The 16,917-nt window shown below is 38.4% G+C and carries 18 protein-coding genes and 1 riboswitch; of the genes, 8 read left to right on the top strand and 10 right to left on the bottom strand.

Going from position 1 to position 16,917, the window contains the following annotated elements; translation table 11 throughout:
* The first annotated feature begins 127 nt into the window (after positions 1 to 127).
* Positions 128 to 817 carry a hypothetical protein gene (locus ABNX05_RS09935; protein ID WP_349659581.1) on the top strand — a complete coding sequence of 230 codons (690 nt, stop codon included), beginning with the start codon at positions 128 to 130 and terminating at the stop codon, positions 815 to 817.
* A gap of 14 nt (positions 818 to 831) precedes the next feature.
* Positions 832 to 2,091: a glutathionylspermidine synthase family protein gene (locus tag ABNX05_RS09930; protein WP_349659580.1), complete on the top strand. Its 1,260-nt coding sequence runs from the start codon at positions 832 to 834 to the stop codon at positions 2,089 to 2,091.
* Positions 2,092 to 2,145: 54 nt separating this feature from the next.
* On the opposite strand, the gene ABNX05_RS09925 is transcribed toward ABNX05_RS09930, so the two are convergent.
* Entirely contained in the window at positions 2,146 to 2,619 is a 474-nt protein-coding gene (locus tag ABNX05_RS09925; protein WP_349659579.1) for a YbaK/EbsC family protein, read from the bottom strand.
* Between the two features lie 140 nt (positions 2,620 to 2,759).
* Positions 2,760 to 2,857: riboswitch (guanidine-I (ykkC/yxkD leader) on the top strand.
* A gap of 167 nt (positions 2,858 to 3,024) precedes the next feature.
* Here ABNX05_RS09925 and ABNX05_RS09920 point away from each other — a divergent pair.
* Both ABNX05_RS09920 and ABNX05_RS09915 read left to right on the top strand, forming a co-directional pair.
* Entirely contained in the window at positions 3,025 to 3,366 is a 342-nt protein-coding gene (locus ABNX05_RS09920; RefSeq protein ID WP_349659578.1) for a DMT family transporter, read from the top strand.
* Positions 3,366 to 3,680, top strand: coding sequence for a DMT family transporter (locus tag ABNX05_RS09915; protein ID WP_197144467.1), 315 nt, complete (start codon positions 3,366 to 3,368; stop codon positions 3,678 to 3,680). Before ABNX05_RS09920 ends, ABNX05_RS09915 begins: the two co-directional genes overlap by 1 nt.
* A gap of 311 nt (positions 3,681 to 3,991) precedes the next feature.
* On the opposite strand, the gene ABNX05_RS09910 is transcribed toward ABNX05_RS09915, so the two are convergent.
* The 4 genes from ABNX05_RS09910 to ABNX05_RS09895 all read right to left on the bottom strand — a co-directional run bounded on the left by ABNX05_RS09910 (position 3,992) and on the right by ABNX05_RS09895 (position 7,919).
* Positions 3,992 to 4,867 (bottom strand): glycine betaine ABC transporter substrate-binding protein, encoded by an 876-nt coding sequence (locus ABNX05_RS09910; protein ID WP_349659577.1) that lies wholly within the window; start codon positions 4,865 to 4,867, stop codon positions 3,992 to 3,994.
* A gap of 86 nt (positions 4,868 to 4,953) precedes the next feature.
* Complete coding sequence (locus tag ABNX05_RS09905) at positions 4,954 to 5,808, bottom strand: ABC transporter permease (protein WP_349659576.1); 855 nt, start codon at positions 5,806 to 5,808, stop codon at positions 4,954 to 4,956.
* Entirely contained in the window at positions 5,801 to 7,000 is a 1,200-nt protein-coding gene (locus ABNX05_RS09900; protein WP_349659575.1) for a quaternary amine ABC transporter ATP-binding protein, read from the bottom strand. The genes ABNX05_RS09905 and ABNX05_RS09900 overlap by 8 nt, the downstream gene beginning before the upstream one ends.
* A 283-nt stretch (positions 7,001 to 7,283) precedes the next feature.
* A complete protein-coding gene (locus ABNX05_RS09895; RefSeq protein WP_349659574.1) occupies positions 7,284 to 7,919 on the bottom strand; it encodes a GntR family transcriptional regulator in 636 nt (211 codons plus the stop codon).
* A 272-nt stretch (positions 7,920 to 8,191) separates the two neighbouring features.
* Between ABNX05_RS09895 and ABNX05_RS09890 the strand changes: the two genes are divergently transcribed.
* Genes ABNX05_RS09890 through ABNX05_RS09875 form a run of 4 tightly spaced genes read left to right on the top strand, consistent with a single transcriptional unit; the run spans position 8,192 to position 11,706 of the window.
* Positions 8,192 to 8,923 carry a GTP cyclohydrolase II gene (locus ABNX05_RS09890; protein ID WP_349659573.1) on the top strand — a complete coding sequence of 244 codons (732 nt, stop codon included), beginning with the start codon at positions 8,192 to 8,194 and terminating at the stop codon, positions 8,921 to 8,923.
* A gap of 14 nt (positions 8,924 to 8,937) precedes the next feature.
* Positions 8,938 to 10,047 carry a bifunctional diaminohydroxyphosphoribosylaminopyrimidine deaminase/5-amino-6-(5-phosphoribosylamino)uracil reductase RibD gene (gene ribD / locus ABNX05_RS09885; RefSeq protein WP_349659572.1) on the top strand — a complete coding sequence of 370 codons (1,110 nt, stop codon included), beginning with the start codon at positions 8,938 to 8,940 and terminating at the stop codon, positions 10,045 to 10,047.
* Entirely contained in the window at positions 10,044 to 11,126 is a 1,083-nt protein-coding gene (locus tag ABNX05_RS09880) for an FAD-dependent monooxygenase (RefSeq protein ID WP_349659571.1), read from the top strand. Before ribD ends, ABNX05_RS09880 begins: the two co-directional genes overlap by 4 nt.
* Positions 11,127 to 11,142: 16 nt before the next feature.
* Positions 11,143 to 11,706, top strand: coding sequence for a 5' nucleotidase, NT5C type (locus tag ABNX05_RS09875; protein ID WP_349659570.1), 564 nt, complete (start codon positions 11,143 to 11,145; stop codon positions 11,704 to 11,706).
* Positions 11,707 to 11,770: 64 nt separating this feature from the next.
* Here ABNX05_RS09875 and ABNX05_RS09870 read toward each other — a convergent pair whose 3' ends face one another.
* From ABNX05_RS09870 to ABNX05_RS09850, 5 genes are all read right to left on the bottom strand, one after another.
* Complete coding sequence (locus ABNX05_RS09870; RefSeq protein WP_349659569.1) at positions 11,771 to 12,538, bottom strand: IclR family transcriptional regulator; 768 nt, start codon at positions 12,536 to 12,538, stop codon at positions 11,771 to 11,773.
* An 87-nt stretch (positions 12,539 to 12,625) separates the two neighbouring features.
* Positions 12,626 to 13,768: a CaiB/BaiF CoA transferase family protein gene (locus tag ABNX05_RS09865; RefSeq protein WP_349659568.1), complete on the bottom strand. Its 1,143-nt coding sequence runs from the start codon at positions 13,766 to 13,768 to the stop codon at positions 12,626 to 12,628.
* A gap of 20 nt (positions 13,769 to 13,788) precedes the next feature.
* Positions 13,789 to 14,595, bottom strand: a complete 807-nt coding sequence (locus ABNX05_RS09860; RefSeq protein ID WP_349659567.1) for an enoyl-CoA hydratase/isomerase family protein — start codon at positions 14,593 to 14,595, stop codon at positions 13,789 to 13,791.
* 66 nt (positions 14,596 to 14,661) lie between these two features.
* Positions 14,662 to 15,738, bottom strand: a complete 1,077-nt coding sequence (locus tag ABNX05_RS09855; RefSeq protein ID WP_349659566.1) for an acyl-CoA dehydrogenase family protein — start codon at positions 15,736 to 15,738, stop codon at positions 14,662 to 14,664.
* Positions 15,735 to 16,895 carry an acyl-CoA dehydrogenase family protein gene (locus ABNX05_RS09850; protein WP_349659717.1) on the bottom strand — a complete coding sequence of 387 codons (1,161 nt, stop codon included), beginning with the start codon at positions 16,893 to 16,895 and terminating at the stop codon, positions 15,735 to 15,737. The genes ABNX05_RS09855 and ABNX05_RS09850 overlap by 4 nt, the downstream gene beginning before the upstream one ends.
* Positions 16,896 to 16,917: the final 22 nt, after the last annotated feature.

The following is a 16,917-nucleotide window of genomic DNA, read 5'->3' as shown; positions in this document are numbered from 1 at the left end:
CTGATGATGAATGATTTCAATCCATCAGGGAGTTTTTAGTGCAATAATATGTATGAATTTGTAAAAAATGAAACCTAAAGAAGTAAACATCCGTAAATTAAGTATCTATATAAAGGAGAAATATAATATGGCAAAACAAATGAAAAAATATATAGCAGTCACAACTGCGTCATTTATGGCTATGCAATTAGCCGCGTGTGGGAATACAGAAAGTCAAACTGTCGAGGAATCCTCTGCATCTTCAGCTGGTACAAATAATGTAACGGAAGAAAACAACACAGCAACAGCTAGTGATGATTTACAAAGTGTATATGACAGTGACATGGCAAGTGCATGTGATGAATGGAAAGAAAGTGATGATGGTTCCTTCGAATGTTTAGATGAAAATTCGCCACATTATGCACATCATTTCTTTAATGGACTTATGTATGCAACTACCGGAGCATTGATTGGAAGTGCCATTTATAAAAGTCGCAATCTAAAAAATGGTACAGATAGAGAGGATAGAGGTGGCGGTTCAGCAGTGCCACGTACGACTCAAAGTAATACTAGCGAAAGCAAAAATACAAATGGAATTACGACGAACGGCTCTCAAAATTCGTCTGGCACAACATCTAACAGTTCAAATAACTCAACAACAAATAGCTCTAATTCAAATACAAACGAGTCCAACTCTTATTCGAGTAGCAAGCGTTCATTCTCAAATAGTTCAGATTCATCTTCGAATAGTTCTTATTCAAATCACTCATCATCCAGTACTGGGAAATCAGGCTTTGGTTCAGGTGGTGCCTCTCGAGGTGGCTCTTCATCTTCTTAAAAGGAGAAATCAATATGGACAATTATTTTCAACAACGCCAAACATTTTATTCTCAATTTCCTGATTTTTTTCCTGACTTTGAGAACCTAGAGTATGCCTTATATGATGTACTGGATTTACCTAAAGAGAAAATCGATGAAATTAACTACGCATCTACTATACTCTGGAAAATATTTTTGAAGGTTGGTAAACAATTTAAACATTTATCGGATGAACAACTTTTAGCACTGGGCATTCGTTCTGAAATGCTGCCATATATCCAATTAGATTATTTACAGCAACAATCGGTACTGGCACGCTTCGATTTTATTTGTACAGAGGACGGACAAATAAAGTGTCTTGAATTAAATGGTGAAACGCCATTTCTTGTCCAAGAAACATTTGAGATCAATAAAGCGCTTTGTCAGCATTTAGGATTTGATAGTCCGAATGATGTTTCGGCATTACAGAAAACCTTGTCTAGTGCACTCTTTGCAGCTATGCATTATGTAAACGATTTGAAAAAACCTAAAATCGTCATCACAGGGAAAACGGCAGCGGAAGATTATGAGGAATACTGCCAAGTACAGTTTTTAAAGAAATGTATACCTTTTGATGTAGAATATGTACCTATAGAAGAGCTAATCATTTTCTCTAGTAATACGGCTAATATAGCTCGAGGACTTTATACGCCTACGATGGAGAAAATTGATATTTTATATCGCCCAGCACACCCAGTAGAGTTTTTAATAGATGATGTGTCTTCCGACGGTGAGCGTATTGGTCTACATTTATTGGAACTTGTAAAAGATGGTCAGCTTGCTATTATCAACGCACCAGCAGCATATGTACTGCAATCGAAAATTTTATTATGGCTGATTTGGGAAAGAAAAAATGATCCGCTTCTTTTTAATGCAGAAGAGCGAGCGGTCATTCAGAAATATATGCTACCAACATATCTTTCAAGAGAGCCATTTGTTCAGGAAAATTTGCCGTTTGTAAAGAAACCTGTCTATTCACGGGAAGGGAATACTGTAGAAATTTATGCAGGAGATGGTACGAAAACGAATGCCTCTGCGCATACCCATTATGATGATAATTTGTTTATTTATCAGCAATATGTAGAAATGCCTTCTATAACGATTAAGCTTAAAGAAGGATTACAAACAAAGAAATGGTTAATCGGCTCATTTATCGCTGATAATCGTGCGTGTGGCTTATCTTGTAGAGTAGGCAATCAAATTACAGAATGGGATTCTCACTGGTTAGCCGTTGGATATAGGGAAGAAAGCTAAATCAAAATCGGCGAAACTCTATAGAAAGTTTCGCCGATAATTATATCTTTATCTTTACTCATTCCAGCCTTTGCAAACATCCACCCATTCTTGATATGGAGTATAGGCTTCTAATTCAGAAATAGTAAGTTCAATGGCAGAGTTACTGCTACCACATGCAGGGAATACTGTTGTGAAGCGTTTGAGTGATTCATCTAAATAAATAGCAACGCCCTCATTCACGCCAAAAGGACACACACCACCTACATCATGTCCGATCTTTTCGAGTACTTCATCTTTCCCAAGCATCTTTGCCTTTGTACCAAAGACAGCTTTATATTTTGCATTGTCGACTTTGGCATCGCCTGCAGCAACAATTAATATCGCTCCATCGTTTACGAGAAACGATAAGGATTTCGCAATGCGTTCTGGCTCGCATCCGAGTGCCTGTGCTGCCAGTTCAACAGTCGCCGAGCTTTCGTTTAGCTCCTGTATTTTGTGTTCCGCATTCCATTGCGCTAAATGCTTACGTACTTTTTCAATTGCCATATGTAAAACCTCCTTACAATAATACCTTTTATTTTAACATAATTTTCTGAATACATCGTTGTTTACCTTACTGATTAACCTTTGTTATGTATCAGTAGAAAATGACTGAATAATTTGCTATACTAATAGCACAATCAAATATGAAAGTTTTCTAGGGTTCCGTAGCAAATGCTAGTCTGGTCCGAGAGAAAACCACAAAATTGATTTTGTGACACGGAAGGATAAAAGCCTGGGAGATACTGTTTACAACAGTGTTTCTTAGGCTTTTTTTATTTGGCTACTGAGGGAATGGAGTTTAGTTCAGGGGGAGAGAGCGTGAAGTGATTGGGTATCCTGAAGAAGTAATCAGTTAGGTCAGAAAATTGCTCAACATCCGTGTTTAACAATAAAATGGAGGAATTCGCAATGAACAAACAATGGTTAAGTGTCGTAATTGCTGCTTTTTTTGAAGTTGGCTGGGTTATAGGTTTGAAGCATGCAGGAAGCGTATTTGAATGGATTGGTACTGCTATTGCAATTTTTATTAGCTTTTATTTACTAATTAAGGCTGGTGAAAGCTTACCGGTCGGTACAGTTTATGCAGTATTCGTAGGCTTGGGGACAGCGGGCACTGTGTGTGCAGATAGCTTACTGTTCGGAGAACCATGGAAATTAGCCAAAATTTTATGTATCGTCGTTTTACTTGCAGGGGTCGTCGGTTTAAAGCTTGTGACCGGGGAGCCTAAAGAGAAAGAGGTGAATGAATAATGGCGTGGATTGCATTAGTAGTTGCGGGGCTATGTGAGATGCTGGGTGTTTATATGATTAGTAAATATAATGATACTAAAAGTATTAAAAATTTAGTGATATTAATTTTAGTTTTTACCTTGAGCTTTGCTGGTCTTGCCTATGCGATGGAAACATTGCCAATGGGAACAGCATATGCCATTTGGACAGGAATTGGAGCGGCGGGTGGTGCAATACTCGGGATGTTATTTTTCAATGAATCTAAGGATTGGAGACGTATTGTTTGCATTACGCTTGTTTTAGGGGCAGCGATTTCTTTGAAATTATTATCTTAGTTAATGGATTAAATAGTCACCCTGCATCGGTTTAATTGTTGTGGGGTGGCTTTTTTATCCGTACTTAAACACGAAAATTGGCTAATGATTTAAAAAGAAATAATAAGTATTTAAATATTATGTATTATTTGTTAAAATAAGGATAATTAGGTGGGCTTTGAAATTTATTTTATAGGTGTTAATTATTCGTATTCTGTTCTTTACGGGGAAAGATTTCTATAGAGTAGCCTTAATGTTCTTCAAATAAGATGAGATAAACTTTTAAAAAAAGACAGACAACCTTTCGTCAGTTGTCCGTCCGTTTTTAAAAATTATTTTTTTACATCCTTCGTCCATTCAGCAACTTTGTCTGGATTAGCTTCAACCCAATCTTTAGCAGCTTGTTTTGGGTCTTTGCCATCCATAACTTCAAGCATAACGCTCTCTAAGTCTTCTGAAGTCCAATGGAAGTTATCTAGTACAGAATATACATCGGGGTTATCTTCTTTTAACCCTTTACGAGCGAAAGTATTAATTGTTTCTTCTCCACCAAAAATTTCTTTTGGATCTTCTAAATATTTAAGGTCATATTTAGCGAATTTCCAGTGAGGAGACCAGCCAGTCACGATGATGTCTTCTTTATTTTTAATTGCTTTAGCAAGAGAAGTTGTCATAGCACCAGATGAAGATGTTATTAGATTCCAATCTGCTAAGTTATCATATTCATCTAAAGCTTTTTCTGTAGCAGCAGTAATTCCTGCACCAGGCTCGATACCCGTAATTGTGTGATCTGCTTGATTTTTTAAATCTTCAATCGAATTAACGTCCATATAGCTTGGCACTACTAGACCTATTTTTGCACCAGCAAGGTTTTCGCCTAGCTCATCAAGATCATTCTTATATTTTTTGTACTGTTCTCCATGAGTATTTGGTAACCAAGCAGCTACCATACCATCTGCGTCACCTTTTGAAACAGCCTCCCACATAATTGCATTATCGAGTGGTGTTAATGTTACATTGTAACCTAAATCCTCTAGTACCTGCCCAACTACATTAGTGGAAGCAATTTCTGTATCCCATTCAACGTAGGCTAGATTGACGTCCTTTGAGTTACCATCGCTCTTACTTGAATCATCACCACTACATGCAGCTAGCAAAAAGCCAAGCCCTAAAGCCATTCCTAATTTAGTTAAAGTTTTCAGTTTCATCGAATCTTCCTTTCATATATTAATAACGTAAATCTTAGCTATGAAAATGAAAAAACTAAGACTTTACTAATAAATTCCTTGTTTTTCTATACGGTTTTCTTCTTATTAAAGCTTTGCGTTAAGCGGTCTATAACAATGGCAAAAATAACAAGACCTAGACCTGCAACGAAGCCATTTCCGACCTGTGTACGTTGAAGTGCGGTTAATACTTCGCGTCCTAGACCAGGTGCACCAATCATTGAAGCAGTTACAACCATTGAAAGAGATAGCATAACAGTTTGGTTAATCCCTGCCATTATAGTTGATTTGGCAAGAGGTATTTCAACTTTAAATAGTTTTTGTCTTGAGGTACTACCATATGAATCTGCAGCTTCTACCAATTCTTTTGGTACTTGGCGAATTCCTAGGTTCGTCATACGTACAGTAGGTGGTAAGGCAAAAATAACGGATGCAAATACGCCAGGTACTATTCCGATACCAAAGAAGGCAACGGCAGGAATCAAGTACACGAAGCCAGGCATTGTTTGCATGAAATCGAGTATCGGCTTAATCACATTTTCAGCTACTGTTGACTTGGACATTAAAATGCCAAGTGGAATACCTAAAATGATTGAGATGATACTTGAGAAGAGCACGAGCGTAGTCGTTTCCATAAGTTGTGTCCATAAACCTTGATTATAGATAAATAACAAACCAATTAATGAAAACGTTGCGAGCCCGAATTTTTTGCCGGTAACGAAAAAGGCAAAAATGACTACAAGTAAAATAAGAATAATCGGGGGAATGCTAACTAATAAATCAGTGACCTGATTCATGAGTAGTTTTCCATTTTTTTGAATCAAGTTAAAAAACAGTGAAAAATTACTCGTCAACCAGTCCATAACTGATTCTACCCACGTTCCTACGGGTATAGCTGGGATATTGTCTAAAAAATTATTCATCTGCATCTACCTCCTCATCGCTAGTCGAAAGTGCTTCGATGACAACGCCCCGGATGAGAACACCGAGTAAGCGCTCATCTTTTACAACTGCAATAGGAGTAGGTGAATTATGAATCATGCCTAAAATATCCTGTAAAAGCATATCTGGTGGAACATTCAATATTTCGGATTGAACAATTGAATGTACCGTTTGTTCTTGTCTTTTAGCTGCAGCCCGTGCGTCGTCAGCGGTAATAAAGCCTTTCAAATGTCGATTTTTGTCAACAGCCATTAGTAAACTAACCGTTTCTTCGCGCATTCGTTTAAGTGCTACGGTCGGTCCATCTACATCTACATTGACATATACAGGTCGAACCATTGCATTTTCAGCTGTTAATACTTTAGAGCGATCGACGTCTTCTACGAAGGTTTTAACATAATCATTTGCGGGATTTGTTAAAATTTCTTCTCCAGTACCAATTTGAATGATTGAGCCATCTTTCATAATAGCGATACGATCACCAATACGTAATGCTTCATTCAAATCGTGCGTGATAAATATAATTGTTTTTTTCACTGTGCTTTGTAAATCGAGTAGCTCATCTTGCATTTCTTTACGAATTAATGGATCGAGTGCAGAAAAGGCCTCATCCATTAGTAATATTTCAGGGTCGTTTGCGAGGGCACGTGCTAATCCAACACGCTGTTGCATACCACCTGATAATTGATTCGGATATTGGTCTTTATAAGCAAGTAAGCCTGCATTTTCGAGAGCCTGCTCTGCTTTCGCTTGTCGTTCTTCTTTTGAGACGCCTCTAATTTCAAGGCCATATTCAGTGTTTTGAAGAAGTGTACGATGGGGGAATAAACCGAAGTTTTGAAAGACCATACTCATTTTATTTCTTCTTACATTTCGTAAACTCTCTTTGCCCATTTTAGAAATATTTTCTCCGTCGATATAAATATTTCCGCTTGTAGGCTCGATAAGTCGATTTAAAAGTCGGATAAGCGTTGACTTCCCACTCCCTGATAGTCCCATAATAACGAAGATTTCACCTTCATTTACTGTAAAACTTGCATCGTATACACCAACAGTTGCCCCTGTTTCTTTTAAGATATCAGTCTTGCTTTTTTGTTGCTTGACGAGTTCTAATGCTTGGGGAATATGTTTCCCGAAAACTTTAGAAACATGCTCCACTTTTATTTTTTCCAATAGAACCATTCCTTTCGTAGATCAATTTCGCCTTGGCGTAAATGGCTTGCTTCACTTACGCACAGATAATTTGCCACCGTACGTGACATTCTTAAGGCTTAGTTCTTCTAGTACAGTAGGCGTTTGGACACCCACTGAATGAAGATAAATACTATTTGAGGATAATGATACCCAAATATAAACAAGTAACAACCTAACCCTAACAAAGAGTTGTTACTTTTGTCAAATCGACAAAATAGAAAAAATCCGCTTAAACGCTGTTATATCAGCGTTTAAGCGGATTTTAATTTGGGTATAAAAAGCTCTGAACTCGAGCGAAACTTTCATCATTACCTATAAAGTAAACGATATCTCCTTCTTCCAATGACACATATGGACCAGGTGATAGTAATAGTTCATTTTTACGACGAATTCCGACAATCGTGCTAGATGTATTTTGCCAAAAATTCAATTCCTGAACGGTTTGGTGGATACAAGGGCTTTCAGCTGTCATCTCTAATTGATATGGGATAAATGGATTGACGGATCGGAAATGTTCAGTTCGACTAATAAGTTGTTTAGTCTTATCCTGTAGATTTATTAATTCTTGGTGTTGCTTCTGAATGCTAGTCATAAGCTCATGTTGTAGTTCATGGACAGATTGAACATCCTGGAATTGTCGGACAAAAGATGCAGCCTTTTCATAGGAGATGATAATAACCCCACTACCTTTAGTCGCCTCCACAATTTCCAAGTCTTGCAAAACGGCAATCGCTCTTCTAGCAGTTTCCGAAGAGACATTATATTGGCTAGCTAGAGACGATCTTGCGTAAATTTTATCGCCAATTCTATATTTTCTTTCCACGATTTTTGAGGCTAGGTCGACAGCTATTTGTTGGTATTTTGGCTGCTTCACCTGAACATTTTTTTCAAATTGCATTCTTAACTTCCTTTCGTCATTACAGTTACCACAGCTTATTATAGACTAGCCTGCACAGAAAAAATAGCACCTCCATAAGCTATTAGTATATGATTACAACGTAATGTAGCAGTTTTTGTTTCTACTTAATTTTTGTAAATAGAATAGGAGCTGTAGTTTGACAGTTGTTAGTTATTATTGTAAACTAAGTTACGTAATGTAAGCGTTGTGAAAATACAAGTGCTCAGTTAGTAAATGAACTAGCTGTTTAACAATAGAAGGTTGGAGAAAATATGACAATTACTACTAAAGTTTTGGACATAGTGAAAGACAAAATGACGATCGTGAAACAATCTGAATCTGAAAGTATTTGCCTAGTTGGTCCAGTAAAATTACCGGTAAAACAGGGTGGATTTTCTACGACATTTCAGTGGTATAACTGGTTAAAAGTAGGAGAGAATCAATCGAAAGAAGAAATCATTGATGGATTAGCATCTGCAAATTTAGCTTTTTTACAGCAGTCATCAGTGCTTGTTTATGGAGATTTTGCACATGCAGAGAATGCTTTAATTCGTATGCATAGCATTTGTCATACAGGTGATATTTTTGGAAGCCAGCGCTGTGATTGTGGCTATCAATTACACGAATCGATGAAAATGATCGTGGAACATGGCTGCGGTGCTATTTTCTATTTAGCAGATCATGAAGGTCGTGGTATCGGGCTATTCTCGAAATCGCTCGCTTATTTATTACAAGAAGAGGGGTTAGATACAGTTGAAGCAAACCATGCTCTTGGCTTCCCGGACGATACTCGTTCTTATGAAGAAGCCATTACTGTGTTAGCTGCACTCCGCTCAAAGCCAGTTACACTGATTACCAATAATCCGAAGAAGCTTGCCGCGTTACAGGCGCATGGTTTAGCAGCAGAAGGACATGTCCCATTATGGGGAGGATTAACGGAAACAAATCGTTTTTATTTAGACACGAAAGTAGAGAAATCTGGACATTTGCGCGAAGAGAAGTGAATGGAGGAATGACGATGACAACAGATGAAAAATATATGCAGCTAGCACTTGATTTAGCTGCTAGTGCAAAAGGAAATACGAATCCCAATCCATTAGTAGGCGCTGTAATCGTCAAGGATGGTGTAATTGTTGGAACAGGTTTACACAGAAAAGCAGGTGAACCACATGCAGAGGTGCATGCATTCCGTATGGCTGGAGAACATGCTAAAGGTGCTACACTTTATGTAACTCTTGAGCCATGTTCGCATTATGGAAAAACACCTCCTTGTGCAAGTTTAGTGAAGGAATCTGCAGTTAGTCGTGTTGTTGTAGCGATGCAAGATCCAAATCCGGCTGTTGCTGGACGTGGTATTCAACTGTTACGAGATGCGGGCATTGAGGTAGAGGTCGGTGTTTTAGAAGCACAAGCTCGCCGTATAAATGAACGTTTTATTCATAATATGCTAACAAAACGACCATTTATTATTTCGAAATATGCGATGACTTTAGACGGGAAAATAGCAGCTCATACAGGACATTCCAAGTGGGTAACTGGTGAGGCGGCGCGTGAGGATGTTCATCGTATTCGTCATGAAGTGGATGGCATTTTAGTTGGGGTTGGAACTGTTTTAGCTGACAATCCATCCTTAACGACAAGATTAAAAGAAGATTACGGAAAAAATCCAGTACGCATTATTATGGATAGCTCACTTCGTACACCGGCCCATGCCAATGTCCTAAATGTAGAAGAAGCGAAAACAATTATTGTATGTAGTGAAAATGTTAATCCAGAAAAAATAACAGCATTTGAGGAAAAAGGCGTGACTGTATTGCCAGTTCGCCATGAATCTGAGGGGCTTGTTGTTGATGATATGCTTGAAAAACTATATCAATATGGCATTACGGATATTTTAGTAGAGGGTGGAAGTACGATAAACGCTTCATTTTTGCAGCAAGGTGCTATTAACAAATATGTAATTTACATAGCGCCAAAGGTTCTCGGTGGTCGTTTATCTTTAACACCGATTGCTGGTCACAATCCAACTTCTATGGATGAATCGTGGGATGTAGAATTTGCTTCGTTTGAGCAGGTTGGGCAAGATTTACGTATCATTGCTTATCCAAAGATAGGTGAGGAAAAGTGAATTATCAAGCAGATGTTTGTATTGTAGGGGCTGGGCCAGGTGGAGTACTTCTTTCGCACTTACTAGCGAAAAAAGGTCTTTCTGTAATCCTACTGGAAAAAAACGTAGCACTGGGGCAGGCATTTCGCGGTGAGCATTTAAATGAAGAGGGTGAGGCAGTTTTAAAAAGTCATCAACTTTTTGAAGCGGTCGAGGCACTCGGTTTATTACGTATGAGAAAGCTTGAATATTACACAGAAGGTAGAGCATTTAAAACTATTTTTCCTGATGAAGCTGTAGGACATTTAGGAATTCATGTGCCGCAAGCAAATTTATTAAAGGGAATTTTACAAGAAACACAGCATCCGCACTTTTCATGTTTCTTAAATACGAAGGTGACGCAGCTCATAGTTGATTCTTTTGGCAGATATATAGGTGTCATTGCAACAAAAAATGGGGAAACAATAGAAATAAATAGTCAGTTAATTATCGGTGCTGACGGTCGTTACTCTACAATTCGCAAGCAAGCGCACATTGAAAGTCAAAAGCATAAGCATGGTTTTGATTTATTATGGGCAAAAATTCCTGCACCTCACGGATGGGAGCCGTCGATAAAAATGGCTTTAATCGGTGATAAACAGCTATCATTATTTACGCAGGTAGGTGGGTTTATTCAAATCGGCTGGAATATTGAACAAGGAAGTTTTCCTCACCTTAGAAAAAATGCATTTACACCATTTATCCAACAGCTTTCAGAGCAATTTCCGGAACTATCCGATACTGTTAACGAACATATTCGATCTTGGCAAGATTTTGTATTGCTTGACGTATTCAGTAGTCATTGTAACTGCTGGGGGACAAAAGGGCTTGTGCTATTAGGGGATGCTGTTCACACGATGACACCAACTGGGGCGTTTGGTCTCAATAGTGCACTCAAGGATGCAGATTGTCTTGCATCACTATTAAATAAAGATACGCTTGTTCATTTTAACGTACAAGAGTTTCAACAAATGCGCGAGCAAGCTATTGAGGAAGTATTAGCGACGCAAATTGAAAAAGAGCAAACATTTGCGACTAACTTCATTAACAAGGCTTCGTGAAGGGAAGAAAAACAAGATGAAATTTGGCTTTGATATAGATGACACACTCATCGATTTACGAGCACATGCCTTTAGGCTCTATAATAAAAAACTTAGTAAAAATGTTGCACTAGAAACATTTCAAGCTTTGAAAAGAGTTGAAATTCACGAACCTTTTGGATTAACAGATGCTGAAGGATCGGCAATGTGGAATAATTCATTAGAGGAAATTTATTTTACGGATTGTCCTTCTTTTGGGGGAGCACTCGAGACGCTTCAAGCTTTGGCACAGCAAGGACATGACATTTATTATATTACTTCACGTCCAAAACAGTATTGTGAGCAAACAAGAGCTTGGATGGAAGCGCAAGGTTTTCCAATCACAGAAGGTCATTTTTTCTGCGGAATGCAGGATATAGAAAAAGTGGCGATCATCAAAGAGCTAGCTTTAGATGTTTATGTGGATGATAAACCAGCTGTATTAGAAACACTGCAAGATGTGAAGACGAAAGTAATTTTAAAAAATCAATCCTATAATCAACATGTTGAACTGCCACGCTTAAAACATTGGCAAGTTTTTTTAGAATTAGTAAATAATTAAAGAAATAAACCCGAATAGAGGGCACTTAAAAAGTGAACCTATTCGGGTTTATTCTTTGTTTTAATCAATACAATCGCTTTTCGATTTCTAATGCAACGCTTTGAATCGTTTTAATTAATAAATTTTCATCGTAGTCACTGTAGCGTACTTCTGGTATAACGAGTGACACGGATGCGATGATTTGGTTGGAAGCGTTTAAAATCGGCGCAGATAAAGAACATGCTCCACGTACACGCTCACTATTGCTTCTCGCAAAGCGATGACTACGAATCTGCTGTAAATCCCCCCACAGCTGCTCTTTTGAAAGTATTGTCTGATCAGTTATAGATTCAAGAATAATATTCTGTACATATTCTTCAACATCTGTCATAAATGCGAGTAATATTTTAGATGATGCACCTGCATAAAGGGGAGAGGTGTCACCTACAAACATTTTCGTCGAAAGCGGATATGTTGAATCATAGTTTAAAATACATCGTCTTTCCAATCCGTCAATAATATTCATGGAAACACTTTCGCCTATTTCTTCGTTTAGCTTTTTTAAAATAGGGTCAGCGACAATAATAAGACTGGATTCTTCTTTTACTAAATTACCCAAATACAGAAGTGAATGCCCTAATTGATAGCGCTTAGTACGCTCATCTTTGTGAAGAAAGCCTTCGTACACAAAGGTAGAAACGAAGCGTTGTAAACTAGAAATGCTTATCCCTGTTTTTTTACTTAACTCAGTTAGGGAAAGGCTAGGCTCATCTTTTGAAAAAGCTTTTAGTACTTTAATAGCTTTGTGCAGCGATGACATTGTATAGTTTTTTTCGAAAATCTCTTGATTCATCCCGTCACCTACGTAATAAAATTTTCTTCGACATATGCCGGAGGATTTACCTTTATTAATACATTTTACCTCTATTATAGCGCAATTTTATTTTTGTAGAGAGGACTTTTGGAATTCGTTCGTATGTTCTCCAAGTATCGGTGGTGCTAATTTATATTGAATAGGTAAATTAGAGAACTTTATCGGGCTTTTGATGAATTTGATCGTACCGTATTGTTCGTGCTCTATTTCACCAATCATGTCGCGTGCAATAAATTGAGGTTGTTCTAGTGCTTCAGCAATGGTGTTCACACGACCACCTGGAATTTTGTATTGTTGTAATAGGGTAATCCATTCATCCCGGGTTTTTGTCATCGTAATGTCAGTAATCATTTGCACTATCTCCGCTTCATTTTGCTTGCGCATCGTATTTGTTAAAAAACGCGGATCATTAGCCCATTCTTCACGTTGCAACATCGTGCAAAACTTTTTAAATTGTCCATCTGTACCGACGCAAATCATTAATGGACCATCCTCACAGTGAAATACTTGATATGGCGCAACATTATTATGACGATTCCCTAGACGTTCTGAGATAAAGCCTGTATTTAAATATGCGCTTGCTACATTTGCTAAACTACTCATCTGAACGTCTAATAATGCTAAGTCGATAAATTGCCCTGTATTTGTTTGGTCACGCATTCGTAAAGCAGTTAAAATACTAATGACTACATAATTAGAGGTTAAAATATCTGCAATAGGGACACCGACTTTTGTTGCTTCTCCTTCAGCTGAGCCAGTAACATGCATTAAACCACTCATCGCTTGAATAACTGGATCGAAGCCTGGTTCATGCGCAAGAGGACCTGTTTGACCGAATCCTGTTACTGCGCAATATATGATTCTAGGATTCACTTTTCTTAATTCCTCATAGCTTAGTCCCATTCGTTCCATGTCACCCGTCTTAAAATTTTCGAGTATGACATCAGCATCTCTGACAAGTTCTTTAAGTTTTTCTCTGTCTTCTATTGTCTTTAAATCTAATGTAATCGATTTTTTATTGCGATTGGCACATAAATAATACGTACTTTGACCATTTACGAATGGCCCCCAATCACGCATACTATCAGAGCCATTTGGATGTTCTATGCGAATTACTTCTGCTCCTAGATCGGCCAACATCATGGATCCAGCAGGGGCAGCATAGACGCGAGATAAATCCAACACTCGAATATTTTCAAGAGGTTGCATTGTTCGTCCTCCTAAACATTTCATTTATAAACAGGCTTACGTTTTTCTACTACTGCGTTTACACCCTCTTTAAAATCATCTAGCTCTGTGACAATCGCCATTTGTGAAGAAATGTAATCAAGGGCAGTACGTAAATCCATCCGTTGACTTTGATACACAGCGCGCTTAATGAATTGCAATGTAGTAGTTGGACGACTCGCTAATTCCTTTGCGTAATTCAATGTGTATTCGTCAAGATCTTGGTCCTCTACAACAAATGTCACTACACCTTTGTCTTTTGCTTCATCAGCAGTTAATACACGAGCTGTCCAGAACATGTCTAATGCTTGGTCGATGCCGATTAATTTTGGTAAATAATAAGCACCACCGTCGCCCGGCACGATCGCAACGTTAATATAGCTTTCTGAGATCTTTGTAGATTTTGCAGCGATCCGAATATCGCACATTAAGGCCATATCAAGTCCTGCGCCCATTGCAAACCCATGTACTTGTGCAATAACGGGCTTATCAATTTCTTCAAGGAGAAGGGGGATACGCTGAATCTTTTTCCAAAGAGAATTTTTGCGTGCTAAACCTGTTGAAGAGATATCGTCCTCACTTTGGAAAAATCCTTCACCGGCTTGCATCGCTTTAATATCCCCACCAGCGCAAAATGATTTACCATTCCCTTTTACGATAACGACACGAATATCCTCTGAATCACGGACATTTTCAAGGGCTTCTATCCATTTAGAGATCATCTCTTCACTAAAAGCATTGTACGCTTCAGGTCTATTTAATGTAATAGTGGCAACATGGTCTTGCACTTCAAAAAGTAAATCAGTCATTAATAACACTCCTTATCATGTCATTAGTAGTTTTCAATTAATTTAAACTTTGTAACATTGCCGCCCTTATGCTTCTACGTTAAGAAGCGGTGAGCTTGCGCTGAACGAAGTTAAATATCCCCATAGGCTATCTCCGCTTTTTTCTAATAGTTGTGTTGCAACAACTTGAGTCCAATAAGAGGTGCTGGCTCCTTCATCGCGCCATGACCAAAGTCTGCGTGTAAATTGATGTAAACTATGTTCGTGTGTTGTACCAATTGCAGCGTGTACTTGATGCGCAATTGTTGTCACTGCTTGAATAATTTCTTCAAAACGAATGCAAGCGTAAGCAACCTCACTATTTTGACTGTTCATCTGAAGGGCTTCTGTAACATTATTAAATGCTGCAAGAGCAATCGCCGTTTCACCTGCTAAATTTACAATATGCTGTTGAACGAGCTGGAAGCGATGAATCGGTCGACCGAACTGCTCACGTTCTTTCGTATATTGAATAGTTAAGTCATTTATTTTATCGATCGCACCGGTCATCAGTGCTAATTGGAACGCAGAATTAAGTGTTGTTATAGTGTGTACCTTATCAGCAGGTAACACAGCGGATACTTGTGAAGCCGTAGCATGTTGGAATAATACGGTATCACGCGGTTCGCTTGCTAAATTCTTACCTAGCTTAATTTCAGCTTGGCTTAAATTTATTTCTACAAGATGTGTACCCTCCGTACTATTGGCAAGTGTCACTAGGTGTTTTGTATGACGTGCCCAAGGGACTTGAATCGCCTCTCCCGTTAATTTCCCATTTTCTAACGTAAAGGCTTGATTAGGGCATAGCATATACGTAGCCAAATCCTCAATGACTTGTAACTGCGTAAACTGCAATAAATAATTTGCAAATGTTGTTTCTATAAATGGAATCGGTGCAGCGTATTTTCCAGTTAAACGAACAATATTTAATAAATCCTCTATGTCGCCACCAGCACCGCCATTTCCTTCTGAAATAGCTACAGCAGTCATTCCATTTTCTTTAAACAGTTCCCAAAGTTCTGGTGCCCAATTACCTTGTTCCACTGTATCGACTAAATCTTTATCAACTTTTTCTTTTAACATACGCTCTACAACATCAACGATCATGTCTTTCATTTCACTCATTGTGCTATAACCCCTTTCGCTACAACGCCATACAGTACTTCTGAAGTTCCTCCTCGAATAGTAAAACCTGGTGCATGTAAAATAGATTCAGCCATAAAGCGATCAATTTTACGATGCGCGTCAAGTGTTGGATAAGTCTGTACGATTAAGCGTGTGATTTCAGGAATACTTTGCTCAAATTTCGTACCGAGAGCCTTCACAAGTGCTGCAGGAATAGATACATCATCACCATTACCGGATTCTAGAAGTTGAGCTACACCAATTGATAAATTACGTAAACCCCAAAGTCGAGCTACTATTTTAGACGCTTGCTGTAACCCTTCTAAATTATTTTGGCGCTTTAACTCTTGAATAAGCTCATCGATTAATGGGAAGGTACTCAATATTCGCTCTGGGCCACTGCGCTCAAACGCAAGTTCTGCTAATCCTTGAATCCAGCCATTACCAACCTCTCCAACAACCATATTGTCAGGTACAAAAACATTGTCAAAGAACACTTCGTTGTAATGATGTTCACCAGTTAAAAATTTGATGGGAACAACAGTTACACCTTCTGCATGTAAATCGACAATCAACTGACTGAGCCCAGCATGTTTATTTTTGCCATCGAAAGGACTAGTCCGTACTAAAGTAACCATATAATGGCAGAGATGTGCGTTACTCGTCCATATTTTCTGACCGTTGACAATCCATCCACCATCTACTTTTTCTGCACGTGTGCTGACCGAAGCGAGGTCAGAACCACTATTCGGTTCACTCAAACCTATGCCGAAGTAGCATTCACCTTTTACAATCTTCGGTAAGAAATAGTCACGTTGCTCTTCTGTTCCATAACGTAAAAGAAGGGGACCTGTTTGGCGATCAGCAAACCAATGTGCAGCAACTGGGGCACCAACGGCTAAAAATTCCTCTGTTAAAATGTATCGATCGATAGTACTTCTCTCTTGGCCGCCATATTTTTTAGGCCAAGTTAATCCAATCCAACCTTTTTGACCGATTAATTTAGAGAATTCAGGATCATCTCCACTGAGCCAAGAATCACATTTAGGCGTGAAGGTTCCTTTTGCTAATTCATCCTGTAAAAACGTTCGAACATCTAAGCGAAATTGCTCTTGCTCTTGTGTAAACTGCACAGTTGGTAAATGAAACAATTTGATTCACTCCTTAAATTTTACCGTA

It is taken from the genome of Lysinibacillus zambalensis, assembly GCF_040183165.1.
Classification (GTDB): Bacteria; Bacillota; Bacilli; order Bacillales_A; family Planococcaceae; genus Lysinibacillus; species Lysinibacillus zambalensis.
The sequence above is the reverse complement of the archived record's forward strand: the minus strand, read 5'-3'. Positions and strand labels throughout refer to the sequence as shown.

Bases quoted from the DNA above. Each gene is read 5' to 3' on its own strand.
- ABNX05_RS09935 (WP_349659581.1), top strand. From the start codon at position 128: ATGGCAAAACAAATGAAAAAATATATAGCAGTCACAACTGCGTCATTT.
- ABNX05_RS09930 (WP_349659580.1), top strand. From the start codon at position 832: ATGGACAATTATTTTCAACAACGCCAAACATTTTATTCTCAATTTCCT.
- ABNX05_RS09925 (WP_349659579.1), bottom strand. From the start codon at position 2,619: ATGGCAATTGAAAAAGTACGTAAGCATTTAGCGCAATGGAATGCGGAA.
- ABNX05_RS09920 (WP_349659578.1), top strand. From the start codon at position 3,025: ATGAACAAACAATGGTTAAGTGTCGTAATTGCTGCTTTTTTTGAAGTT.
- ABNX05_RS09915 (WP_197144467.1), top strand. From the start codon at position 3,366: ATGGCGTGGATTGCATTAGTAGTTGCGGGGCTATGTGAGATGCTGGGT.
- ABNX05_RS09910 (WP_349659577.1), bottom strand. From the start codon at position 4,867: ATGAAACTGAAAACTTTAACTAAATTAGGAATGGCTTTAGGGCTTGGC.
- ABNX05_RS09905 (WP_349659576.1), bottom strand. From the start codon at position 5,808: ATGAATAATTTTTTAGACAATATCCCAGCTATACCCGTAGGAACGTGG.
- ABNX05_RS09895 (WP_349659574.1), bottom strand. From the start codon at position 7,919: ATGCAATTTGAAAAAAATGTTCAGGTGAAGCAGCCAAAATACCAACAA.
- ABNX05_RS09890 (WP_349659573.1), top strand. From the start codon at position 8,192: ATGACAATTACTACTAAAGTTTTGGACATAGTGAAAGACAAAATGACG.
- ribD (WP_349659572.1), top strand. From the start codon at position 8,938: ATGACAACAGATGAAAAATATATGCAGCTAGCACTTGATTTAGCTGCT.
- ABNX05_RS09875 (WP_349659570.1), top strand. From the start codon at position 11,143: ATGAAATTTGGCTTTGATATAGATGACACACTCATCGATTTACGAGCA.
- ABNX05_RS09870 (WP_349659569.1), bottom strand. From the start codon at position 12,538: ATGAATCAAGAGATTTTCGAAAAAAACTATACAATGTCATCGCTGCAC.
- ABNX05_RS09865 (WP_349659568.1), bottom strand. From the start codon at position 13,768: ATGCAACCTCTTGAAAATATTCGAGTGTTGGATTTATCTCGCGTCTAT.
- ABNX05_RS09860 (WP_349659567.1), bottom strand. From the start codon at position 14,595: ATGACTGATTTACTTTTTGAAGTGCAAGACCATGTTGCCACTATTACA.
- ABNX05_RS09855 (WP_349659566.1), bottom strand. From the start codon at position 15,738: ATGAGTGAAATGAAAGACATGATCGTTGATGTTGTAGAGCGTATGTTA.